We start from the raw sequence: 19,953 nt of genomic DNA on the forward strand, positions 1-19,953 counted from the left end.
ATATTCACGGCGGGTGGGACACCCCAAAAAAGTTTGATTATTTTTTGACATACAATTTAAATGCCACAACAGCTTAGTCAACAATCAATAATCATGAGGAGTGCAACCGGGATTGAGATTATGCAATAGCATCCGAAGTGACAAGAGTCTCGAATTGCGCCAACAGCATTCCATCACCATTATTTGCAACTCCAAAAATTCTAGGTAACTGGCCTGTTTGGGCGAGAACTTGTCTCACTTCTCGGTTAGATACATCGGCGAGATTTTTGTTATTTAGAATGGCATTAACCGCAGCGATACCCACACCTTGACCAACTGCGGCGTTGAATTCAACAATTCTGCCGACAGAACAGGCCAACCCTTCAAATCCAGAACAGGGACTGACCACTGCCAGGTTAGGAACGTTTTTAATTAATGCGTGGCGGATGCCAACATTAAAGATAGGCTGTTTAAAACTCAGACTTTTAAACCATCCTAGACGAGTTGCTTTATCGCCAATACCCGCGATGCCTCCGCGGACATCAAAATGATAGCTAAATGTTGCCAGTGCCTCATTAGCTGGTACGCCACCTAACAGCATTTGTGCGCCAGTTAAAGGTTCTACAACTCCTGTCACATTGCCGGCGTGTCTGATATAAAGTTCTGAGGCATAAGTAACAGAAGTAGCCCCCAAACTCCTCAGCCAAGTTGTAATAAATAACATCTCTCTTTGCATATTAGCCGTGGGTTTGCTCCCGCTTCTAGCTAAGGCTTCCGCTTCGCTGGCTGTGACTGCAAATAAAAGCGCATTCCACGAAAGTCTGTCATTTGGAAGTATTGCTATATTTCCCTCATCTAAAATTACACCTGTTTCAGAAAAAGATAGTTTTCTTCCTCTAAAGGAGTGGTAAGCTACAGACAGAGCCGGCGCGCGAACGTCGATGTAATCGTTACCCGCCCACAGAGTTTTGAGATTGCCTTGAGTGTCCCTCATTTCCCGCCGGAGTTCTTCTGCTAGTTTGGCATCCTTGCCTGCAGCGTACAGCAAAAATTTTTGGCTCTCTGAATCGGCCAGGTTGGTAAAGCGTTTTAGATAAATATAATCGAATTCTTTCAGTGCTCTTGCACTGAGTCCTTGGGTTTCAAAAACGAGGGTGACTGGAAGTTCTGAATTAGGCAGACCAAATGTTTCAAATCCCTTCAGCTTTCTCACACCGGCAGCTTGAGCTAATTCGGCATTGACAGTGGCATCAATAAATTGCTTGCCGGCATAAACTACGCCTTGAGAGGTGGTTATACTGACAATTTTTTGACCTTCTTTACTGACTGATTTAATTTCTACTTTGCTCAGGAGATCGGCCCCAGCTTTTACCAGCATTTCTTTCAGGGCTGCACTGGCTTTGCGGGGGTCAAGTGCAATTGCGGTGACACCGGATTTTTGTAAGAATTCTTTATAGATTGTTGCTGGTGAACCAAAGGTATCTAACTTTAAAGATTGTTGAAGTTCTTCACTAATCTGACTTCTATCTAAATAAGCAAGACCGCCTCTTACCAAATGCCCGCCAATTCCTTCTTGCAAGCTTGCTTTCGACATCAGTAGAATTCGCGGATAACGCTTTGTTCGGCGAAGATATTCTCTGGAGGCAGAGATAACAGCTAGAACTCCTGGAACTTCATCACCAAAACAGATGATATCGTAAGAACGCAGATTCATGACCATTATTTAATAACCTCTGTTGATTTTCATGTTTTCGAGCTGCATCTCAATGTTTGCCGTCCAACTTTCTGTTTTTCCCAAATCTAGCTAGATATTTCCTGATTTTTGCGATAAAATTCACACATTTCTGGAGGCAGAAACCGGGTTTTTTCCAGAAAATCCTCCTTTGAGGACGATCGATCGGGCGTTGAAAAACCCGGTTTCTGAGCGTCCAGAGTCCGTCAGTCTGGTACTCTTGATTGCCATCAGCCCAGATTATCAGGATCTATCCCCAACTCCCGCAATCGCTGAGCTAGTCGATCGGAACGTTGGGCCAGTCGATCGGCGCGCTGCGATTCCTGTTGGGCGCGCTGCGCTGATTCTTTCACCTGTTCTTCAGGAGTCAGATAACGTTTTCCATCGGCATCATACCAATACAACCACTCCCTTGTCACCCCAGAATAACTTCCCCTTTCACAACCAATCCCCAAACCAATTTCAGGCATCCAAACTGGATTTCCTGACTGTAACTCGTACTTCCCATTGACTAACTTGTGTACTTCCAAATGAGGTTTACGACGGCGGCGGGAAGAATAAATGACGTAATAAAGTACGCCTAAAGCTTGATAATTGTCTAATTTTGTGCTGTATTCCTTGCGATAAGTTGGGGAAACAACTTCTAGCACGAAAAGTGGCATGACATTTTCATCCCACAGCACGTAACTGGGACGCAATTCTTCGTCGTAAAATCGTTCTACTCCTAAACTTAAGAAAGCATCTGGGACAATGGGCGGTTCGTCAGGGTGATGATAAATACCCATATCTATGCCAAAAAACCAGTCCATGCGATCTGCCCAAAGTATGAGCAATATTGCTTTTAACAAGCCTGGTATTAGTTCTTGCAGTTCGTTATCCACAGGCGTTTCATCTGAGTCTGGTAGTTCATCGGCTGAGGGCCAGTGCCTCGGAAATTTGTAATCTAACATGGCGGCTTTCCTCAAAACTCACTAACATTATACCTTTGATTTGTTTGGCAATAGTATTTATGGAACGAACCGCGAAGATGCGAAGGAAGAGAAGAGAAGAGAAGATGAGAGGTAATTTTGACTTAGTTAATCTTAAGTAATTTTTGTAAAAGATTTGCTGAGACTTACGCGATCGACTAAACTATGTCTAACCAGTCGGTTCTAATGGGGAGCAGCCGTTAGAGGAAACGGGGAAAGTTCGGTGCAAGTCCGGCGCTGTCCCGCAACTGTAATGAGAGTCATGTCGCTTTCTGAGTCAGGATGCCCGCCGATGTGTTAATTTACATAGTCTCATCTGCGAGGTTCAGTGTGAAGACCAGAAATCGGAAATTGGTCAGCTTGGGATTGATGGCTGGCTTGAGTTGTTATATTGTCCTGGGATCGGCAACGCCCGCCGCAGCTATGCACATTTCGGAAGGTTTTTTGCCGGTGCAATGGGCTGCATTTTGGTGGATTGTGGCGTTGCCTTTTTTTGCAGTAGGTTTGCGATCGATTACTCGTATTACAAAAGAACACCCGGAACTTAAACTATTGCTTGCTTTGGCGGGTGCGTTTACTTTTGTGCTTTCTGCTTTAAAAATTCCCTCGGTAACGGGCAGTTGTTCTCACCCGACGGGTACAGGTTTGGGTGCAATTTTGTTCGGCCCTTCGGTGATGGCTGTACTGGGGGCTTTAGTTCTGCTGTTTCAAACGTTACTGTTAGCGCATGGTGGCTTGACAACGCTGGGAGCGAATATGTTTTCGATGGCGATTGTCGGCCCGTTTGCAGCGTATTTTATCTATCAATTGCTGTTGCGAACTGGTAGCCAGCGGGCGGCAATTTTTTGTGCGGCGGCTTTGGCAGATTTGCTGACTTATGTAACGACTTCGATTCAACTAGCGTTAGCTTTTCCGGCAGCAAGTGGCGGTTTTATGGCTTCGTTTCTCAAGTTTGCTGGCATCTTTGCTATCACTCAAGTACCCCTGGCTATCAGTGAGGGATTGCTGACTCTCTTGGTCTGGAATTGGCTGCATTCTTACGGGAAGCCGGAGTTGGAAACTTTGAAATTATTGAGACAGGAGTGAGGCGCCGTGAGTCAAAAAACTACAAAAAATCACCAATCTACTTCGCGGCAAAATTGGCTGTTGGCTGGCGCTGTGATTGTTCTGGCAGCGTTTCCTCTCGTTTTTGTGCGGGGTGAATACGGCGGTGCCGATGACCAAGCTAAGAAAGCAATTACGGAAATTCAACCGGGTTATAAACCTTGGTTCAATCACTTGTTTGAGCCGGCTAGCGGAGAAATTTCCAGTCTATTGTTTGCGTCTCAAGCGGCGATGGGGGCTGGCGTAGTTGGGTACGTCATTGGGTTGTATAAAGGCCGATCGCAATCTCGGCAGCAGTCTGATAATAAACCGTCGGAATGAACCATCAGATTGATAGTCTGGCTTATACCAATCGCTTGCGCGGGTTGCCGCCAAGTCACAAGTTATCCTTTGCGATCGCCCTTTTAATTCTGTCTCTAGTTTCTGGGGCGATCGTCCAATTGTCGATCGGCCTGTGGTTGGCCGTCTGGATCGTCGTCTATGCGGGTATTCCGGGGAAACTGTATTTGCGGTTGCTGTCGCTACCGTTGATGTTTTTGCTGACAAGTTTGCCTGCTTTGGCGCTGGGTGCGGTTGAGTTAAGTCAAATCCAGGAAATTCAGTGGGATATTTCGCAAGGTTGGGGCATTAGCATCGGCACTTTTTATCTGTATGTGAGCCGCACTGGAATATACCAAGTGAGCTTGCTATTTGCCCGCGCCTTCGCATCGACAAGCTGTATGTATTTCATCCTCTTGACGGTTCCATTTACCGAAATCTTGCAAATTCTCAGACAATTACGGTGTCCAGAGTTAGTCACAGAACTGCTATTACTAATGTATCGGTTTATTTTTAGCTTATTGGCGATCGCCGATGAACTTTGGATAGCACAAAACTCGCGCTGTGGCTACCGCACTTGGAAGCGGGGAATGCACAGTTTAAGCATTTTAATCGGGCAATTGCTTCAGCGAACTTTGGAAAACTACCGTCAAGTATCGCTGAGTTTAGCGTCGCGCGGCTTTAATGGAGAATTGCGAGTTTGGAATTCTTACCCTTACAAACCTTCGCGAAGATATACATTGGAAGCGGTGTTTGGTTGCACGGTTTTAACTTTGTTAAGCGCGGTATTTCAACATTAAATTACTCGTTCCCAGGCTCGGCCTATTAGTCCGCCAGGGGTTGAAACCCCTGGCTCAAAGCTAAAGTCCTCGCTATGAGGACTAATGAGTTCTGTCCAGAACTTACGGGGATCTAAAAACCCGGTTTCTGGGTCAATACTTATCGCAAAAGTGACGATTTTTGGAAGAAACGGGTTCTTTTTGCGTAAGTCCTACTTTCTTCAGTCCTCTTCAGAGGACTTTAGCTTTGAGACAGGGAATTCATTCCCTGTCGGACTATTGAACTACTCGATTGTCCGACTACGGGACTAAACCTATGACTTTTATGAACATAATTAATGAATTTAATGAATTGACCTTAAAAGAAACCTGTTGAATAATTGTAATCAACAGTTGTTCCGTACAAATTATATGATAAATCAACGACTTTTCAAGAAAATAGTTTTTTTCTTAATGACCTCCTTGACCGTCTTTCTAGTCACAGTCACTCATGCAGCCGCCCAACAACTACCGTTTTACTGGGATAACATCAACGTCACAATCGACGTTCAGACAAACGGAGATATGTTAGTTACTGAAACGCAAAAATATGTATTCACAGCAGCCTACAACAATGAACGATATCGCTATATTCCCTTAGATAAGGTCGATGAAATTAAAGATGTGACCGTTGCTGAAAATAATCACATAATTCCCAGTACCACGGGAACTGAAAACAATCAACTTTGGATTCGTTGGCAACATGAATTAAAGCCGCCAGACTCACATATTTTTGTCATCAAATATCGGGTAGTAGGTGGATTGCAGCTAGAAGGTGGAAATACTTTAGTTTATTGGAAAGCCATTGCAGCGGGTCGGAAAGCGCCGATTAATAGCGGAAAAGTTACGGTGCAATTACCAGAAGCTTTGTCAGGGAAAGTTCTCTCCTTTACGAATTTTGGTGCAGCAGCAGTTCCTCGTCAAGTAAATCCGAAAACATTTGAAATTGTGGCAAGTCAGCCTATTCCACCGGAACAAGAATTAGAAGTGCAAATCGCATTTCCCCAGGCGATTCTGAATATACCTCAAGCTGCTTGGCAACAAAGTGGTGGTCAATATCAATCTACTTCGGGAGGAGGAGACTCTTCCAGCGAACAGGGAGGAATTATTGCGCTAATGGTTTTTTTGTCAATCCCTCTTATAGGAATTATCAAATTCATTAAAGACCGATACTGTCCTGAGTGCAAAACGCTCAATGTCGAACAGACTCATCAAATTTTGATTTATGCAACTACTAGCAGTTCAGGAAAGCAGAAAGTTACCCACAATTGTCGAAACTGCTCTTACCATAAAGAGTACGAAGAAACAATTCCAGTAATTAGCAATGATAGTGGCGGCGGTGGTGGTGGCGGTGGCGGTGGCGGCGGTGGTGGCGGTGGCGGTGGCGGTGGTGGCGGTGGCGGTGGTTAATATCAAGGGGAGTTACGCATCACAAGCAAAGAAACCGGGTTTTTACTGAATCTGCGGGTTGTAACCAAGTATTCTCGCCAAAAACCCGGTTTCCGATCGCCCGCGCGTCCAGAAATATTGTTGATAATTCTCGTATTCTCGTTAGTTTAGCGGGCCGGATTTGAATAAGGGCGATCGCACTTCCTGCAACAGCTATTACAAATATGACTTTTATGAACTTAATTAATGAATTATATGAATTGACGTAAACAGTAATTGAATGAATAATAACAGTATCAAAATAAAGAGAAAAAATCATGTATCAAGATACTAACAAAAAAAACAGCCCACCGCCCATTGTTTTTATTATTGCCATCGGCTTAATTGGGTTTGGCGCATACAAGTTCCTTCCCGGTTTATTGAAAGCTAAAACTTCAAATACACCTACATCTACATCTACACCGACAACGATCGCACCCGGAGCGATCGCAAATCGCATCAGTTTGGGAAATCAGATATTGCTGACATCCTACGCAACACCTGACAAACAAGCAGGAGTTCAAGCTTTTGCTGAGGGAAATTACCAAGCGGCCGCCCAATATTTTCAGAAATCGCTGCAACAAAATCGCAACGACCCGGAAACCATTATCTATTTGAATAATGCCACCGCCAGCAATGGTTCTTCCTTGAAAATTGCTGTCAGCGTCCCCATTGGTAGCAACCCCAATGTTGCCCAAGAAATCCTCCGAGGTGTCGCCCAAGCTCAGGAGGAAATCAATAATAGCGGTGGCATAAACGGCGCAAAACTGCAAGTAGAAATTGTCAACGATGACAATAGTCCAGAAGTGGTCAGAGATGTTGCAAGGACATTGACAAAAGATTCGAGTATACTGGCAGTAATTGGACACAATGCTAGCAACGCATCTCTCGAAGCTGCTCCGATCTATCAGCAAGAAAAACTGGTAATGGTGACACCGACGAGCTTTGCCAATAATCTATCAGGATTTGGCAGCTACATCTTTCGGACAGTACCCAATATTAGCTTAATGGCAGCTCCCTTAGCAGAATATGCAGTCAAAACAGCAGGCAAAACTAATATTGCCATTTGTTATGACTCCCAAGCACCCGATAACATATCATTTAAAGATGAATTTGTGGCATCTCTTACTGCTGCTGGCGGCAAATTAGTTCCCACTGTTTGCGACTTTTCATTACCCTCTTTTAATCCCGAAAGTGCGATCGCCGATGCTGTCAGCAAAGGTGCACAAGGATTGATGGTAGCGCCCCACATCGATCGCATTGACCGTGCCATCTCTCTGGCTCGCATCAATCGAGGCAAATTGCCACTCTACGGCAGCACTACGCTCTACACCTTTCAAACTTTAAAAGACGGACAAAAAGACGTTGACGGGCTTGTTTTGCCCGTTCCCTGGCATCCTGACACTAATCCCGGTAGCCGTTTCCCAGAAAATGCCCGCCAGCGTTGGGGAGGCATTGTGAATTGGCGAACAGCAACGAGTTTTGACGCGACTCAAGCTGTCATCGCTGGCTTGCGGCAAAGCAATACGCGGGAAGGATTGCAACAAGCACTCAGAAATGCGAGTTTTTCGACAGCAGGATCGAGCGAGGATGTGAAGTTTTTGCCCACGGGCGATCGGGCTGGTAAGCCGATTTTAGTGCAAGTTAAACAAGGAGGAAGCACTGGCTATAACTTTGTCCCGCTGCGGTAAGTTTGTTAAGTGCGATCGCACGGGCGGGCTCTTCGGCCCAACCCCTACTCCCCATAAGAAAATTCAATCTTTGTGGAACAGGCATCTTGCCTGTTCTTGATGCCAAACTCACGCCCCACAATAAAATTCCCTCTTTGTGGAACAGGCATCTTGCCTGTTTCTTAGCATGATTAAATTCTCCTTTTCTGTTGAATTAGCAGAAGTTTTAAGATAAACTGAAATGAGTAGATTAAAGGAGAGCGTTGTGTATGATCGCGCAAGTTGAAACCAAAACCTACACCGCTGAGGAATATCTAGAATTAGAAATCAATTCTCATGATCGGCATGAATTTATCAATGGGGAGATTGTTCTGATGGCTGGCGGCACACCGGATCACAATGAAATTACGAGCATCTTAAATGCTATTTTGAGGGTGAGTCTTAAGGGTAAACCTTACAGTATTTTTGCATCGGATCAGCGGCTTTGGGTTCCGCAGCTTAATAATTATACTTACCCGGATGTGATGGTGGTAGCCCGCCCGATCGAGCTGCAATCTGGACGGACGGATACAATTACCAATCCGCTGCTAATTGCTGAGGTGCTGTCTAAAGGTACTAAAGCTTATGACCGCGATGAAAAGTTTGCTGCCTATCGCAGTATTCCTAGTTTTCAGGAGTATTTATTAATCGACCAGTATCGGCTACAGGTCGAGCAATATTCTAAAACTGAAGCGAATAAGTGGATTTTTTCGGAATATAGCTGTATGGGCGATCGGCTCAGTTTAACATCTGTTGCTGTGGAAATTTCGCTTGCCGATTTGTATGAAAATATTGAGTTGGGTGAATAGGCGGACGGTTTTTTGTCAAATTTTCCAAATAGTGGTAATATTCCCGTAGATCGATCGGCTCTGATGAAAAACACACATCAGACGCAAGGGGGAAAGTTCGGTGCGAATCCGGCGCTGTCCCGCAACTGTAATGAGATCGTTGCATCTCTGAGTCAGGATGCCCGCCGATTTGTTTACAATCATGTTTTTCATCTGCGAGGTATGGGTGATGGTGAGTTTATTATTTTTTTAATTATTGCATTGGGCTTTTTTAACCGCAGATATCAGCAGATAAACACAGATGAACGCTGATGTAATTCGATCTGTGCTCTGAAGCTTATATTATTTTAGTGGAAAAGAAATGCGAATTGAAGATAGTGTTTGGCAGGGTAGTTTTGGCTACTGGCAAAACTTGTTTATTCACCAGAATATTTTGTCGATCGGACATACTGCTTGGAATGGCTTTTTGCATCGAGGACGAGGCTTGGTTGCTTGCAAAATCAATACTCCCATTAACGGTTCTGTGAATTGGAGCGTAGATACTATAAAGTATGAGCTGCAATTTATTTCCGACTTGGAGGCAACCGTTTATTTGCAACAACGAGAAATAGAGGAAAACACTGTTTCAAATCTGCTCTCTATCATTGATAGCTACGAACCCAAGACAGCAATTATATTTTTGTCGATCGCCAACGGTCAGATTGATATCAATTTGTTGCAAAACTTGGCAATTTCTCCTGTTGAGTGCTATGAACAAGTATGCAAGCGCTGGGAAGAATTTCAACTCTGCCCGAAATCCTAAAACTTACTAAATTTTCCGAATGTCGCAGCCAAAATCCATCGAAATTTCCAAGGTGACTCGCTACCAAAATGCAGCGCTTAATTACTATTTGGGCCTGACAGATTCGCCCTACCTTCACTACGGCTATTGGGAAACTCTACCTGTGCCCGCTGATGAACTAACGATCGCACGATTGCGCCTCGCTCAGCAAGCTTATACTGTAAAACTGTTGGATGCTATCCCCAAGGGCACTCATACGATACTCGATGTGGGCTGCGGGATTGGCGGAAATGCGGCTTATTTGCTCGATCGAGGTTTTGCAGTCGAAGGGCTCGCACCCGATCCTTTCCAACAACAGCGCTTTCTTAAGTGTACGGGCGATCGGGCAATCTTCCACCTCACGAGGTTTGAAGACTTCAAAGCAACCCATTTCTACGATCTTATTCTCTTTAGCGAAAGTAGCCAGTATATGTCGGCTGTTGATATTGCTAACGGTGCCGCTAAAATCCTCAATCAGGGCGGTTACGTTTTGCTGGCTGATATGCTGCGATCTGATGCTAATTATAAAGAGGGAATGTTCTCTAATTGTCATGTTGTTACGGAACTTCATGCAGCCTTAAAGCAGGCTGGATTCACTTTAGTAAAAACAGAGGATATTTCCGCCCATATTTTGCCAACAATCGATTTGTATGTCGATACTTTCCGCCGATATGGACTAAATACAATGCTCTATGTTGCAGATTTAATTGCGATCGCAGTTCCGCCCGTCCACAAATTCCTGCGCTGGATATTTCGTCGCTGGTTCAAGAAGCTGGTGGTTGAAGGATTGGAGGCTGGCCAACTTTTTGAGAAACATCTCTGTTATGAAATGCAACTTTGGCAGTTGTCAAAATCCGATCGAGGCTGACACAAATACAAGGGAAATCGGTAATCGGTAATTGGTAATCATTCATCGGTAATCGGTAATTGGAGGCATAGCCTCCGGGTATTTATTCCCAGGCCGAGCCTGGGAACAAGGCTATAAAAAATAAAAAATAACGAATATGTCTGAATGGATTCTCGAATTCGCTGGCACTTCCTACTCCTATCCCTGCGGTTCGCGATCGGCAATTCATGATTTAAACCTCAAAGTCCCCGCTGGAAAACGCTGCGGGCTGATCGGTCAAAATGGCTGCGGCAAAACTACCTTTTTCCTGTTAGCAAATGGCTTATATCAACCGCAACAGGGAATCATTAGCTGGCAAGGTGAACCCTTTCGCTACGATCGCAAATCTTTGATGCAACTGCGCCAACAAATCGGACTCGTCTTTCAAAATCCCGAACATCAATTAGTAGCTTCGACGGTAGAAGAAGATATTTCCTATGGATTGTACAATTTAGGCTTGAGAGAATCCGAAATTGCTCAACAGGTGCAGCAGGCGATCGAGCAATTCGATCTAAGCGAACTCGCCCGCGAACCAATTCACAATCTCAGTTTGGGCCAGAAAAAGCGGGTTTCCATCGCCGATATCATGGTTCTGGAGCCCAAACTGCTGCTGTTAGATGAACCTACCGCCTATCTCGATCCGCGTCACACCCGACAACTGATCGGTTTACTTCAACAAATTCACAGCGCCGGAACCACTATCCTTTTAGCAAGTCACGACCTCGATTTCATCTACCGCTGGGCAGATTGGGTGTTTGTAATGGATCGAGGAAAATTGATTTTAGAAGGAACACCGGAAAGCGTTTTTGCTCAGCGGGATGTGTTGGAACAATTGCAGCTTGGCGTACCGCTGGCGATCGAGCTAATTGAGCAAATAAGGGCGATGTTTCCCACAGACGATCGCTCAAAAATCCCCGCTTTCGAGCAATGGCAACAACAAATTTTACAAGCACGTCGCCTGCTTTAACGGAACTTAGACAATTGATAATTGGCGTTGCTGATTCACTGTAGGAATTACCTTGTGGCTTGAAGTTACAAAACTCACCATACTTGGCTTATAGCAATTGCGAAATCTTGAATTCATACCTGTATCCAGCAACGCCGCCGGCGGGGGGGGGAAGTTCAGATTACACATTACCAATCATCAAAAATTGATTGAGGAAAAAGGCGATCGCCCCACTGCCAATGGGCACAGTCAGATTGTCAATTCCCAGCTTAGAAACCGACTCCAAAGTAGCAGCAACCAAAGCTACAACAGCCGACACCGCCCAAGTTTGCCAAACTGCGCCTTGAACCGCCAGCAAAATCAAACTGCTAACAGCAAAACTCACCAAATACATAGTTCCAGAACCTTCCCAACTCTTCTGCATTCCCCAAACTCGATAAATATGTTTGCCGTATTTCTGACCGATGACAGCAGCCAATCCGTCGCCCCAAGTCATCACTAAAATGCCCAACGCAGCGTATTCCTGACGTTGCAGCGGCCAAAACCAAGCTACGAGAACGCTGATACTAACAGCATAGAAAAAAGTCCCCCAACTCTTCCGATTGATACTGTTGAGACTGGGCAAAATCGGAACTTGATAAGAAATTAGGGCGATCGCGCCTGCTAAAATTCCCGCCGAAATCCCCACCCAACCGGGTATTTCCAGCCACCACGCCAGCAAAATCACATTTCCAGTACCCATGTGAACAACCTTCCGCGATACTTCAGGATCGACAGAAGTAAAGCGATTTAACCCCTCAGCTACCAGTAAAATCAAGCCCAGCCAGACTCCCACGAGGGAAATTTGCAGCCACACAGTCGGAATTTCAGAAAATATAGACACGATATTTAGGGAAAACTTAGTGGAATAGGCGGTTGAAACCGCGTCTTGTCAAACGAAGTCCGCCTGCGCGGACTAAAGAGAATCAATAATTATAACCCGCGTCAAACGTAATTTTAACCACCTATCTTGAACCCGCATCGGCGGGTTTTGTTTATGTAGACGGGGTTTCAACCGCCCGGTTTTCTATAAACACGATCTTAACCCGCGTCGGTTAGTTTTGTTGATATAGATAAGGTATAATTTAGTCGCTCTTCTTTAATCCTTTTTGAATAGAAGGTTATTTGGTCTGAGCAAATTAATTTTTTAAATTTTTGAAATTATCAGAGAATCTGACTGCTATGCAATATGTATTAATTATTCATGAAGTAGAAAAATATGAAGCTTGGAAAAAGGTATTTGATAATGCTGAAAGCATCCGAAAAGAAGCGGGCGAGCGTTCGTATCAAGTCTTGAAGTATGAAAATGAACCCAACAAAATTGTTCATTTCTCCGCGTGGACATCAATCGCAGATGCTAGGGCGTTTTTTGAGTCGCCTAGACTGGTTAAAATTAGAGAAGAAGCGGGAGTTAAAGCTCCTGAGTTTATCTATCTAGACCAATTAGAGTCAGGAGTATTGTGAAAGTAATCAGACTTGGCGGTTGAAACGGCCGGTTATTCTGTGGAAATCCTACGCCTTTACAACTCCCGTTTCAACAACTCCCGCACGAACTCAAACGCCCTTGGACGCAACTCGACGGGCAGCAACGACAATCCCAAACCCGCCCACATTTTCGCCGCAGAAACAGACTTTCCAGCCCGCACCATCAGGCGCCCTTTTGCAGTTTCACCCACCTCAATCAGCCGCAAACCTAGCGCTAATTGAGTTTCTGCAATCCTTTTGAGCCTGACTGTTTCCAACTTCTCCGACTCAAACTCGTAGCCCGTCAAATAGCGCAATTTATCACTTAAATACGGAATTGCCCGATCGACTCCTTGCTGTCCTGCATGAACTCGATACTCCATCAACAGCTCCGGCAAGTAATAGCACTTTTTGCCAGCAATCGCAAGTCTCACAAACAAATCGTTATCTTCGCAATTTTGCAAATTCGGCCGCAGAAATCCGACTTCTTCCAAGGCGCGGCGTCGAAACAAAGTCGCCCCTATTTGCAAACTTTGTCTGAGAAAAACAGCAGATAGCAAATCTTCCATAATTCCAGCCGATAACTCGGTGCGCCCCCACCGCTGCGAATTGAGTTTCGTCTGGTTTTCATCAATATAGTTGTTAATGTCGATCACCCAGTGATCGGTACTGACAAAATCGATGCTGGGGTCTTTATCTAAAATAGCAGATGTCCGCTCTAGAAATTGCGCGCTCAGGCGATCGTCATCGTCAAACTTGATAAAATATTTGCCCCTTGCTGCCGCAAAGCCCGATCGCATATTATTACTCTTGCCTATATTCTGCGGGTGGCGAATGTAGCGAATCCCGCGATGGCGTCCCGCCCCGCAAGCTACGACAAATTCCGACATCAACAGAGGAGTGCTGTCAGTGGAACCGTCATCACAGATAATTAATTCAAAATCTGTATAAGTTTGATCTAGCACGCTGGCGATCGCACAAGCCAGCAGATGCACTCGATTGTAAGTAGGAATGCAAACGCTAATTTTCGGCACTAACTTAGACAATTTTAGATTTTAGATTTTAGATTTTAGATTTTAGATTGCTAAAAAGTGACTAAGCTGTTGTGCATCTAATTTGACAGTCATTTTTTCTACACTTATTGTGGAAAGGGCCCCAGAACCCTGATCTGGATTCAATTTAAATGCGTAGCAGCTTATAATTTGGCATTAACACTTTTCAGGCCAGGAAAATTAATTTTAACTCAAACGAGCCGTACATTCAAGAATTAACTTTTGATTCACCAAAGCAAACGGTTGAATTTCCAAAGCGCGACGAAAAGCTTGAATAGCATTTAGGTATTCTCCCAAGGCAGCGTAGCACAAACCCAGACCGTGCAACGCCCCAAAATGCACCGGGTTCAGTTTGAGGACAATTTCGCAGTCGTCGATCGACTTTTTATAATTTCCTTGGGTATAGTGAAGTACGGCGCGTCGGTTCCAAGCTTCCGCAAAATCCGGCGCTTCCGCAATCAATTTCGTCAGCAAATCCAAAGCGTGGTGAACATCGCCTGCATCCAGCGAAACTTGCGATCGCCTGAGAATTTGCATCCCATAGTCACCTTTCTGGTTAAACCAAGTGTGCCAGAGTTCAGTAGTTGCCCGATCGCGCACGCTTTCGTCGGACTTTTTCAAGTCTTCCAGCAGCGCCTTAACAGATAATTCGTCCATAGGTGCGAAGATTGTTAAAAAGATTTTATCAATCAATTTTATCGCGCAAGCGGCAACTTTATTTATTTCACATCCCATGAAGATTTTGATGCTTTCCTCGACTTTTCCCTATCCGCCCAGCCGCGGAGGAACTCAGGTAAGGACGTTTAATTTATTACAATACTTGAGCCGGCGGCATGAGGTAATTCTCGGCACTGTACGATCGCCCGATGTCACCGACGCACAAATCGACGCATTGCGCCAGCAAGTCACAGAATTAGCAGTTTTTCCCAACCCGCAAGTACCCCCCCAACCCCCCCTTGCTAAGGGGGGGCTAAGACTCCACCAGGAGACTGAGGAAGGATTCTTACCTCCCCCCCTTGTTAAGGGGGGGACTGAGGGGGGGTTATTTCCTGCCCTTAACCAGGGGCTTGAGGAGGGCTTCTTGCCTCCCCCCCTTAACAAAGGGGGGACTGAGGGGGGGTTCTCTGAAATAATAGGAAAATTCCACAGATTCGGTCGATTTTTGCAGTCGGGAACACCTCCCAACGTACTCTCAAGCTACTCCCAAGCAATGCAGAATTGGGCAGACGAATTGGTAACAGCAGGCAAATGCGATGTTGTCACCTGCGAACACAGCGTTAACGAGATTTACGTGCGTCCAGAATGGCGGCAAAAACTGCTGACAGTGGCAAACATTCACAGTTCCGTTTGGGGAACTTGCAGGGAAATGTTAGCAACCGGCACCTCGGAAAAACCCCTGCGCGATCGACTAAATTTACCGCTACTCGCCCGCTACGAAAAACGCTACTGTTCCAAATTCTCCCGCATTGTTGCGACAACCTCCACAGACAGAGAGCAACTCCTAGAATTGCTGTCGCCTCCGGTTCGAGGGCGAGGAAAACAAGATTTTTTTGTACCTCCCATAGATGTAATTCCTAACGGCGTGGATTTAACTCAATTTCCGTACCGGTCGATCGATCCGGGAGGACACACCTTAATTTTTGCAGGCGCAATGAACAATTTGCCGAATATTGACGCGGCGCGGTTTCTGAGTTTGCAAATACTGCCGCCTTTGCAGCAGCGCTATCGGGATGCTACCCTCACCCTAGTAGGGGCTTCGCCAGTCCCGGAAGTGCTCGCCTTGGGGGAACTTCCCGGAATTCAAGTAGTAGGTCGGGTGCAAAGGGTGGCAGAATATTTGCATCAAGCTGCTGTTTGTGTGGTGCCGATGCGGATTGGTTTTGGGATTAAAAATAAAACTTTGGAGGCGATGGCTGCGGGAACTCCCGTGGTTGCTAGCGATCGAGGTTTGGAGGGTTTAGCCGTCGATGGCGGCCCACAACCGAGAAGGGCCTTGCGGGCGAACAAAGTTCAGGAGTATGTTGAGGCGATCGCCAGTTTGTTTGAAAATCAGCAGCTAAGACGGGAGCTCTCTGTCAACGCGCGATCGCTCGTTGAAAGCCAATACACCTGGGATATCATAGGTCGGCAGTACGATCGGCTATTGCAATTTTAAACTCTAAATTCTAAAATCTAAATTCTAAAATGGCATGATGGAACACAAAATTAACCCCTCAAAAAATCGAGCCAAACCCCCAGAAAATCGAAAAGTTGCTCCTCCTCCGACAAGACGGCGGCGCCAAACCCGACGCCCCAAAAATCTTCAAGAGTCCCAGCTTCTAATAGCTACTCCCCGAACTCGCGCCAGATATCCCTGGAAAAGACTGATAACTAATTTGACAGCCCTCAGCGTCTTGTGTGGCTGTGCAGCTTTGATGGGAGGCGGCGCTTGGCTGAGTTATCAGCTAATTGTCGATCCCAATGGCAACAGGTTGATCTCTGAGTTTGTACCGGAATGGTCGCGCCTGCCTACAGGTAGCAGAGATTCGATCCAAACTCTCGATCAAATCAAAGCCAGCGTCCGCAAATTGGGATTCGTAACCGGAGAACCCCTGCCACTTCCCGTCGATCGAGCCCGCGATAATTCTATTTCCGATTTGCTATTGCCGGTGATGGTAGAAAGAACTGTTAAGGCTTCTACTGTTTGCAAAAATCCTTGCCGTCAAATTGTCGAACTTCGGGTGTACAAGCGGGTGCAGCTTCCCGATCGCAGTTCCGATAAAGAGCAGTATTTTCAGTTAGCAAGTTCTGTGAATGTAGAAGGCCCTGCGGAATCTTTTGTCATTGCTTCTTTAGCTGACTCTACATCTGACAATCAAGCCTCGAATCAGTCGTTACCCCTAACAGAACTGCGCCGCTTTGACGGAAAGCCCCCCGCCTCCGGCATTTGGTTTAATGTCAGCGGTCAACTAATGCGGGGCGACAAGAAAATTCCCTACGGACAAGTCGTTCGCTACAACCCCAGCCAAAATCATTTAATGTCGCTGTTGGATTGGGCGAGTGCGGCCGGACAAGCGCCGAATTGGCAGCAAATTGTTAAGGGCGAAAACCCGCAGTTGGCGATCGACCAAACAGTTGGTTTAGAGCCGCAATTTACCCTTTATCAAATTGGCCCGCGCAAATTTTTGCCGAACCCAGTTCAGTTAACGGCGATTTCTTTAGAAGAATTTGCCTTCAATGACGAGACTTACAAAAATGGGCTGCGACTGGCGAAAAGCGGGCTGTGGTCTCCAGCATTAAATGTTATGCGTGTGGCGAAGGGGAAAGCTGGCAAAAATTGGCCTGCAGTCGCGCAAGCTCAGCTAGAAACGATCGAATTTCACGCTAAAATTACTCGGGCTCAGGCGATCGCATCTTGGGCCAGTCCCGGTCAACAAGTTCTCGCAGAATTGATCGACGGCCGCTGGACCGAAGCTTTGCAAGTATTTGAAGCCGATCCGAGTAACAGTCACGAAATAGCCACAACCCTCAAAAATGACAGCGGGCGGATCTGGAACCGCATAGACGCCGCCTTGAGAGTGAATGCCGCTGACGCCGATGTCAAGGCTTGGGGCGCCCTGATTGTAGCTTCTCAAGACGGAACTCGCGAGGCGATGAATTGGCTCGACCAGCAATCAGATACTGACAGCGAAACCAGAAGTCGAATTCGGAATTTGGTCAACAAACTTGAGGAAGCAGTTTCTCAGGCTGAAAATCTAGAAGACCACAAGAGTCAAATTATGGGTTCTGCTACTTTAATTAACAGTGTCAATCCCGCTGAGTGGCTGGAACCCGACCCAAAAAACGAGTTAAAATTGGCCGGAGAACAAGTTTGGTATCAGGTGCAGGTAGCGAGTTTTTACGACGGTAGCCGCTGGGTTAATTCGCCTTTTTCTGATGTAGAAGTGAGCTCTTTTCCTGCTACTCAAGTCAAGTGGCTGTGGGGGCGGCTGGGATTGCAGGCTGACCCCAAGATTAAGATTGAGGTAGCGATGGCTAACGGTCAACAAAGAGTTGCTGTGGGAACGGTGAAAGCAGTGCAGGTTCAAGATGGAAGTCTGCGCTTGCTGGCGGCGGTTGACAAGCGATCGTAATCTGACAGAAAGCCTTCGGCAGATAGAACAGTCCGGGAGGCACTCTTGATATTATGTCCGGTCGATTACCCATAATACGGTAGGGGCTCCCCTCACGAAAAATATCTGCCAATAATTGACAATCTCAAAAACCCGCCCTTTTAATCGCGGTCACTCGATCGGACATGATATGACACAAAGAAACCGGGGTTTTTTACCATTTCTGCCGATCGCAACAGAAGTATTCTCGTAAAAAAACCCGGCTTCCTTCCACCTGTACGTCCAAAACTAGGAAAAAGGAAAATTCTTTCTTTTGCCCCTCCCGCAACTACGAAAGCAGCGCAATCTCAAAACTCTTCCCCTTACTCCTCTCGAACTCGGACAACAATGCAGACAATAATTTTGTTAATTTAATTAATTAACACAACCTGTGCACAAAAAACCCAGAGATATCAAATCGCGCCCTTTTTAGAGAGTGCTGCAATCATCTGCCGTTTCACGGCCTTAGCCCAAAGCTCAAACTCCAAACTGTTGATATTCTGAATTTTCACTTCCTCAACAGGGTGAGTTGGGGCTTCTTTCTGTGCTGTAGTCTCCATTCTTTTTTCCTCGTCCAAGAATTGTTAGTAGTCGATCGCAAACGGTTAGGATCATACATCTATTTTATGAACTAACCGTTGGCAATTAATTACACTAAAGGCAGAGATTTTACCCATAAGATGCAGTAAATACATTGAGATAATGCAATTTACGAATTTAATGTAAAAAAAACCTACAACCCTTGCTATATATAGGCTTTTCCTGACATTAAAATTTTACAATTTACATTGTATGGCACTATCAAACCAATAGTTATGTTAGTAATTTTTTTTTAATGAATGTATTGACATATACAGCAGAAAATAATTTTATTGAATTCACATAGTGCCGTAAAGTCGATCGCCCGCATCTCCCAGTCCAGGTACAATATAGCCGTGCTCGTCCAAACACTCGTCAACAGCCGCCGTATAAATCTGCACGTCAGGGTGTTGTTCGTGAAAGTGCCCCACTCCCTCCGGTGCCGCCAGCAAGCACAAAAATTTAATAGACTTCGGATTAACTTCTTTCAGCCTATCCACTGCCGCCACTGCTGAATTACCAGTAGCCAGCATCGGATCGACGATTAAAACATCTCGCTGTTCGATATCCTGGGGAACTTTGAAATAATATTCGATCGCCATCCGAGTTGTCGGATCGCGGTACAAACCAATATGTCCTACCCTCGCAGACGGAATCAGCTCTAAAATACTATCTAACAATCCCTGACCGGCGCGCATAATCGAAATAATAACAATTTTCTTTTCTGCAGCCAGCACCGGTGCATTCATTTTGGCGATCGGCGTTTCTATTTGTTCGTATTTTAGCGGCAAATCTCGCGTCACTTCATAGGCTAGCAGCATTCCAATCTCTTTCAGCAGTTGGCGAAATTTCGCCGTGCTCGTTTGAGTTTGCCGCATGAGAGTTAACTTATGCTGTATCAAAGGATGGTCGATGACAGTAACTTTAGCACTCATTTTTTTGAATAATTAATTTGCTTTATTCTAACTTATCAGCCATCGAGGCATTCTTGACGCAAAAAAACCCGGTTTCTGCGGCCCCTGCGTCCGGGACTACTTATATCAAACCCCTATTGAAAACACCAATATCGCCCGAATAAAATTGCTCCGACAATTGCCTTTCATCCGCCCAGAGCGACACTAAGGATCGCGAATTAAATAACTTACAATTTTAATTGTTATTGTGGGATGGGCGTCCCGCCCGTCCTTTTTGGA

19 protein-coding genes and 2 riboswitches are annotated in these 19,953 nt (G+C 45.6%); of the genes, 12 read left to right on the forward strand and 7 right to left on the reverse strand.

What is annotated here, in order from left to right; all coding sequences use genetic code 11:
* Positions 1-118: 118 nt before the first annotated feature.
* Positions 119-1,693, reverse strand: a complete 1,575-nt coding sequence (locus QUB16_RS17215; protein ID WP_333317838.1) for an FAD-dependent oxidoreductase — start codon at positions 1,691-1,693, stop codon at positions 119-121.
* Between the two features lie 248 nt (positions 1,694-1,941).
* Positions 1,942-2,661: a Uma2 family endonuclease gene (locus QUB16_RS17220; protein WP_333317839.1), complete on the reverse strand. Its 720-nt coding sequence runs from the start codon at positions 2,659-2,661 to the stop codon at positions 1,942-1,944.
* A 179-nt stretch (positions 2,662-2,840) separates the two neighbouring features.
* A riboswitch (cobalamin riboswitch) is annotated at positions 2,841-2,987 on the forward strand.
* A gap of 61 nt (positions 2,988-3,048) precedes the next feature.
* Here QUB16_RS17220 and QUB16_RS17225 point away from each other — a divergent pair.
* The 9 genes from QUB16_RS17225 (at position 3,049) to QUB16_RS17265 (ending at position 11,517) form a co-directional block, all read left to right on the forward strand.
* Positions 3,049-3,765 carry an energy-coupling factor ABC transporter permease gene (locus QUB16_RS17225; RefSeq protein WP_333317875.1) on the forward strand — a complete coding sequence of 239 codons (717 nt, stop codon included), beginning with the start codon at positions 3,049-3,051 and terminating at the stop codon, positions 3,763-3,765.
* Positions 3,766-3,771: 6 nt separating this feature from the next.
* Positions 3,772-4,104, forward strand: coding sequence for an energy-coupling factor ABC transporter substrate-binding protein (locus QUB16_RS17230; RefSeq protein WP_333317841.1), 333 nt, complete (start codon positions 3,772-3,774; stop codon positions 4,102-4,104).
* Positions 4,101-4,901 carry a cobalt ECF transporter T component CbiQ gene (gene cbiQ / locus QUB16_RS17235; RefSeq protein ID WP_333317843.1) on the forward strand — a complete coding sequence of 267 codons (801 nt, stop codon included), beginning with the start codon at positions 4,101-4,103 and terminating at the stop codon, positions 4,899-4,901. The genes QUB16_RS17230 and cbiQ overlap by 4 nt, the downstream gene beginning before the upstream one ends.
* 432 nt (positions 4,902-5,333) lie before the next feature.
* Positions 5,334-6,329 (forward strand): DUF2207 domain-containing protein, encoded by a 996-nt coding sequence (locus QUB16_RS17240; RefSeq protein WP_333317845.1) that lies wholly within the window; start codon positions 5,334-5,336, stop codon positions 6,327-6,329.
* Positions 6,330-6,625: 296 nt separating this feature from the next.
* Positions 6,626-8,038: an ABC transporter substrate-binding protein gene (locus QUB16_RS17245; protein ID WP_333317847.1), complete on the forward strand. Its 1,413-nt coding sequence runs from the start codon at positions 6,626-6,628 to the stop codon at positions 8,036-8,038.
* Positions 8,039-8,286: 248 nt separating this feature from the next.
* On the forward strand, positions 8,287-8,865 hold the full coding sequence (locus QUB16_RS17250) for a Uma2 family endonuclease (RefSeq protein WP_333317849.1): 579 nt from the start codon (positions 8,287-8,289) through the stop codon (positions 8,863-8,865).
* 38 nt (positions 8,866-8,903) lie between these two features.
* Positions 8,904-9,048: riboswitch (cobalamin riboswitch) on the forward strand.
* Between the two features lie 157 nt (positions 9,049-9,205).
* On the forward strand, positions 9,206-9,646 hold the full coding sequence (locus QUB16_RS17255) for a hypothetical protein (protein WP_333317851.1): 441 nt from the start codon (positions 9,206-9,208) through the stop codon (positions 9,644-9,646).
* Between the two features lie 19 nt (positions 9,647-9,665).
* Positions 9,666-10,532 (forward strand): methyltransferase domain-containing protein, encoded by an 867-nt coding sequence (locus QUB16_RS17260; RefSeq protein WP_333317853.1) that lies wholly within the window; start codon positions 9,666-9,668, stop codon positions 10,530-10,532.
* 136 nt (positions 10,533-10,668) lie between these two features.
* A complete protein-coding gene (locus QUB16_RS17265; protein WP_333317854.1) occupies positions 10,669-11,517 on the forward strand; it encodes an ABC transporter ATP-binding protein in 849 nt (282 codons plus the stop codon).
* Between the two features lie 160 nt (positions 11,518-11,677).
* On the opposite strand, the gene QUB16_RS17270 is transcribed toward QUB16_RS17265, so the two are convergent.
* Positions 11,678-12,379: a diacylglycerol/polyprenol kinase family protein gene (locus QUB16_RS17270; protein WP_333317856.1), complete on the reverse strand. Its 702-nt coding sequence runs from the start codon at positions 12,377-12,379 to the stop codon at positions 11,678-11,680.
* A gap of 338 nt (positions 12,380-12,717) precedes the next feature.
* Between QUB16_RS17270 and QUB16_RS17275 the strand changes: the two genes are divergently transcribed.
* Positions 12,718-12,999 carry an antibiotic biosynthesis monooxygenase gene (locus QUB16_RS17275; protein WP_333317858.1) on the forward strand — a complete coding sequence of 94 codons (282 nt, stop codon included), beginning with the start codon at positions 12,718-12,720 and terminating at the stop codon, positions 12,997-12,999.
* Positions 13,000-13,055: 56 nt separating this feature from the next.
* Here the strand turns inward: QUB16_RS17275 and QUB16_RS17280 are convergent, their stop codons facing one another.
* A complete protein-coding gene (locus QUB16_RS17280; protein WP_333317876.1) occupies positions 13,056-14,033 on the reverse strand; it encodes a glycosyltransferase family 2 protein in 978 nt (325 codons plus the stop codon).
* A gap of 204 nt (positions 14,034-14,237) precedes the next feature.
* Positions 14,238-14,708 carry a tetratricopeptide repeat protein gene (locus tag QUB16_RS17285; protein ID WP_333317860.1) on the reverse strand — a complete coding sequence of 157 codons (471 nt, stop codon included), beginning with the start codon at positions 14,706-14,708 and terminating at the stop codon, positions 14,238-14,240.
* A 76-nt stretch (positions 14,709-14,784) separates the two neighbouring features.
* Here QUB16_RS17285 and QUB16_RS17290 point away from each other — a divergent pair, with 76 nt between their 5' ends.
* A complete protein-coding gene (locus tag QUB16_RS17290) occupies positions 14,785-16,206 on the forward strand; it encodes a glycosyltransferase family 4 protein (protein WP_333317863.1) in 1,422 nt (473 codons plus the stop codon).
* 34 nt (positions 16,207-16,240) lie between these two features.
* Positions 16,241-18,163 (forward strand): hypothetical protein, encoded by a 1,923-nt coding sequence (locus QUB16_RS17295; protein ID WP_333317865.1) that lies wholly within the window; start codon positions 16,241-16,243, stop codon positions 18,161-18,163.
* A gap of 431 nt (positions 18,164-18,594) precedes the next feature.
* Here the strand turns inward: QUB16_RS17295 and QUB16_RS17300 are convergent, their stop codons facing one another.
* Positions 18,595-18,741, reverse strand: coding sequence for a hypothetical protein (locus QUB16_RS17300; protein ID WP_333317867.1), 147 nt, complete (start codon positions 18,739-18,741; stop codon positions 18,595-18,597).
* A 318-nt stretch (positions 18,742-19,059) separates the two neighbouring features.
* Positions 19,060-19,695: a uracil phosphoribosyltransferase gene (gene upp / locus QUB16_RS17305; protein ID WP_333291711.1), complete on the reverse strand. Its 636-nt coding sequence runs from the start codon at positions 19,693-19,695 to the stop codon at positions 19,060-19,062.
* Positions 19,696-19,953 lie beyond the last annotated feature (258 nt).

Origin of the sequence: Microcoleus sp. D3_18a_C4 (assembly GCF_036702415.1) — a bacterium.
Taxonomy (GTDB): domain Bacteria; phylum Cyanobacteriota; class Cyanobacteriia; order Cyanobacteriales; family Microcoleaceae; genus Microcoleus.

What these genes read in the sequence shown, in the direction of transcription:
- QUB16_RS17215 (WP_333317838.1), bottom strand. Translation starts at nt 1,693, where the DNA reads ATGAATCTGCGTTCTTACGATATCATCTGTTTTGGTGATGAAGTTCCA.
- QUB16_RS17220 (WP_333317839.1), bottom strand. Translation starts at nt 2,661, where the DNA reads ATGTTAGATTACAAATTTCCGAGGCACTGGCCCTCAGCCGATGAACTA.
- QUB16_RS17225 (WP_333317875.1), top strand. Translation starts at nt 3,049, where the DNA reads ATGGCTGGCTTGAGTTGTTATATTGTCCTGGGATCGGCAACGCCCGCC.
- cbiQ (WP_333317843.1), top strand. Translation starts at nt 4,101, where the DNA reads ATGAACCATCAGATTGATAGTCTGGCTTATACCAATCGCTTGCGCGGG.
- QUB16_RS17240 (WP_333317845.1), top strand. Translation starts at nt 5,334, where the DNA reads ATGACCTCCTTGACCGTCTTTCTAGTCACAGTCACTCATGCAGCCGCC.
- QUB16_RS17245 (WP_333317847.1), top strand. Translation starts at nt 6,626, where the DNA reads ATGTATCAAGATACTAACAAAAAAAACAGCCCACCGCCCATTGTTTTT.
- QUB16_RS17250 (WP_333317849.1), top strand. Translation starts at nt 8,287, where the DNA reads ATGATCGCGCAAGTTGAAACCAAAACCTACACCGCTGAGGAATATCTA.
- QUB16_RS17255 (WP_333317851.1), top strand. Translation starts at nt 9,206, where the DNA reads ATGCGAATTGAAGATAGTGTTTGGCAGGGTAGTTTTGGCTACTGGCAA.
- QUB16_RS17260 (WP_333317853.1), top strand. Translation starts at nt 9,666, where the DNA reads ATGTCGCAGCCAAAATCCATCGAAATTTCCAAGGTGACTCGCTACCAA.
- QUB16_RS17265 (WP_333317854.1), top strand. Translation starts at nt 10,669, where the DNA reads ATGTCTGAATGGATTCTCGAATTCGCTGGCACTTCCTACTCCTATCCC.
- QUB16_RS17275 (WP_333317858.1), top strand. Translation starts at nt 12,718, where the DNA reads ATGCAATATGTATTAATTATTCATGAAGTAGAAAAATATGAAGCTTGG.
- QUB16_RS17285 (WP_333317860.1), bottom strand. Translation starts at nt 14,708, where the DNA reads ATGGACGAATTATCTGTTAAGGCGCTGCTGGAAGACTTGAAAAAGTCC.
- QUB16_RS17290 (WP_333317863.1), top strand. Translation starts at nt 14,785, where the DNA reads ATGAAGATTTTGATGCTTTCCTCGACTTTTCCCTATCCGCCCAGCCGC.
- QUB16_RS17295 (WP_333317865.1), top strand. Translation starts at nt 16,241, where the DNA reads ATGATGGAACACAAAATTAACCCCTCAAAAAATCGAGCCAAACCCCCA.
- QUB16_RS17300 (WP_333317867.1), bottom strand. Translation starts at nt 18,741, where the DNA reads ATGGAGACTACAGCACAGAAAGAAGCCCCAACTCACCCTGTTGAGGAA.
- upp (WP_333291711.1), bottom strand. Translation starts at nt 19,695, where the DNA reads ATGAGTGCTAAAGTTACTGTCATCGACCATCCTTTGATACAGCATAAG.